The following is a 2,540-nucleotide window of genomic DNA, read 5'->3' as shown; positions in this document are numbered from 1 at the left end:
CCTGTATCTGTATCGCCGCACGCCGTTCGGCCGCTGGTCGCAGACGGATCTGAGCGCGATGCTGCCGCTGAAGGGCTTCCGCAAAGTGCAGTGCGCCGATGTGCGCCAGGCGCCCGACGGCAGCATCGCCGTTGCGCTGGCCGTTGCGCCGCGCCCTGACGATGAAGCGGCCTCGCTGCATGTCGCAGTCGGCATTTCGAATGCGCTGGATGAAGCGGGCTGGGTGGAGCTGTTTCGCAGCATGGCTGGACGCGGCGCCGGCCCGGCGGGCCGCATCGTGTCGCGCATTTCTTTCGGCCTGCTGCAATCGGGCGCCGCGCCGCTGGTGCTGGTGAGCGGCGAGGGCTGCTGGTATTTCAATGCCGCCGCTAACGACGCGCTGGCGCCGCTGCAGCTCGACTCCGGATGCAGCTATGCAGTCGGCAGCTATCGCGTACCCGGCGCCTGGATGCTGCAGGACGGTGCGCAAGGCCGCGCACTGCGCTTCGAGGCTTTCCCCGCACCAGCCGCGCACGCGCCGGACATCGAATACACCGGGCTACCGCGCCGCGCCAACAGTGTCTATCTCGCCGCGAGCGCCGTGCCGAATGTGCCGGATGTGTTTGTGGCAGGTGAGGGCATCAGCGTGTACCGCGGCGGGCAATCGGTGCCGCAGCCGGTGGTGAACGTCAGTGGCGCGCGCCTGGTGTGGTGCGAATCCGGCGTTTCGGCTGAATACCTGGCTTACAACGATGCGGGTGGAGAGCTTTGGCTGGTGACGCGCGCGGCTGGCGAAGCCTGGGGGCGACCCATGGCGGTGGCTGGCACGCTGGTGACGGCAGCGTTGCTGGCGGCGGCAAATCACGGCGGCGTGCACGCCATCGGCATTACGCCGGGCGGCGCGCTGGCCTGGCTGCGCCTGAATGCGCAAGGTGCGCAAGTAGGAGCGGAAGAGATTACGCAATCCGCTGTGTGGGAAGAAGAAGCGGAAGACCTGATGGTGCTGGCGCGGCCGCAGGTCGCTGCTTGATCATTCTTTGGTGAGCAGGGCGTCGGCGATGCTGGCGACCCAGCACACCAGCAATACCAGCGAAGCGAAACTGCCGCCGGAACCGACCGAGGTGGAGATCTGTTCGGCCATCGCCACTGGATCGGTGGGGCCACGTCCGGCAGCCGCCTGGTCAACCAGATCGACCGCGCCGATCACCGTCGCCTTCAGCAGCCACACCAGCGCGATGCCGGTCGGCACCATGAACAGCAGGCCGCGCAGCCAGCGCTTGAAGACGATCATCTGGCCAAGACCCGGCAGAACCAGGCCGGAAAGCAGTGCTGCGGTTACCGAACGCTTCATGCGATATCTCCTTGTGCGGCGGGTCGAATGACCCGCCCTACGGGACGCGGCGTAGGGCGGATCATTGATCCGCCGTTGCAAGCTTACTCGTAATCGCTAACAGGGATGCAAGCGCAGAAAAGGTTGCGGTCGCCATACACGTTGTCGGCGCGGCCAACCGGAGGCCAGTATTTGGCCTTGCGCAGCGACGCCACAGGGTAGGCCGCCACTTCGCGGCTGTACTTGCGTTCCCACTTGTCGGCGACCAGCACTTCAGCGGTGTGCGGTGCGAACTTCAGCGGATTGTCGGCCTTGTCGAATTCGCCCGATTCCACTTTCGCGATTTCTTCGCGGATGGCGATCATGGCGTCGATGAAGCGGTCCAGTTCCACCAGCGACTCGGATTCGGTCGGCTCGATCATCAGCGTGCCCGGCACCGGGAAGCTCATGGTCGGAGCGTGGAAGCCGAAGTCCATCAGGCGCTTGGCCACGTCTTCGTTGCTGATGCCGGTGGCATCGGTCAGAGGACGCAGGTCCAGGATGCACTCGTGTGCCACCAGGCCGTCGTGGCCCGAGTACAGCACAGGATAGTGCGGCGCCAGGCGGCGTGCGATGTAGTTCGCGTTCAGGATCGCGGTTTCGGTCGCTGCGGTCAGGCCGGCGCCGCCCATCATGGCGATGTACATCCAGGAGATCGGCAGGATCGAAGCGGAACCGAACGGCGCAGCCGAGATCGAACCGATACCGTCTTCGCCGCGCACATAACCATTGGAGCGCTGGTTCGGCAGGAACTTCGCCAGGTGCGCGCCGACGCCGATCGGGCCAACGCCCGGGCCGCCACCGCCGTGCGGAATGCAGAAGGTCTTGTGCAGGTTCAGGTGCGACACGTCGCCGCCGAATGCGCCCGGGCCAGCCACGCCAACCAGTGCGTTCATATTGGCGCCGTCAACGTACACCTGGCCGCCGTGCTTGTGGATGATGTCGCACAGTTCGGTGATGCCGTCTTCGAACACGCCGTGGGTGGACGGATAGGTCACCATCACGCAGGACAGGTTCTTGGAGTGCAGTTCTGCCTTGGCCTTCAGGTCGGCCAGGTCCACGTTGCCCTTGTCGTCGCAGGCGGTCACCACGACCTGCATGCCCACCATGGAGGCGGAAGCCGGGTTGGTGCCATGTGCCGACGAAGGAATCAGGCAGATGTTGCGGTGGCCTTCGCCACGCGACTCGTGGT

Annotated in this window: 2 protein-coding genes and 1 pseudogene; 1 reads left to right on the top strand and 2 read right to left on the bottom strand. The window is 65.5% G+C overall.

What is annotated here, in order from left to right; all coding sequences use genetic code 11:
- Positions 1-1,009: hypothetical protein (locus tag AB4Z11_RS29180; RefSeq protein ID WP_442029321.1), on the top strand; the 1,009-nt coding region annotated here is incomplete at its 5' end.
- Here AB4Z11_RS29180 and AB4Z11_RS29175 read toward each other — a convergent pair.
- Positions 1,010-1,330: a hypothetical protein gene (locus AB4Z11_RS29175; protein WP_442029320.1), complete on the bottom strand. Its 321-nt coding sequence runs from the start codon at positions 1,328-1,330 to the stop codon at positions 1,010-1,012.
- 83 nt (positions 1,331-1,413) lie between these two features.
- Positions 1,414-2,540: pseudogene (locus tag AB4Z11_RS29170) on the bottom strand (glycine dehydrogenase (aminomethyl-transferring)); the annotation flags it as partial.

Source organism: Pseudoduganella sp. RAF53_2 (assembly GCF_052113985.1).
GTDB lineage: Bacteria > Pseudomonadota > Gammaproteobacteria > Burkholderiales > Burkholderiaceae_D > Rugamonas.
Note: the sequence above shows the minus strand (reverse complement) of the source record. Positions and strands in the feature narration are given on the sequence as shown.

Excerpts from the sequence above, each read along its gene's own strand:
- AB4Z11_RS29175 (WP_442029320.1), bottom strand. The coding sequence starts at position 1,330 with ATGAAGCGTTCGGTAACCGCAGCACTGCTTTCCGGCCTGGTTCTGCCG.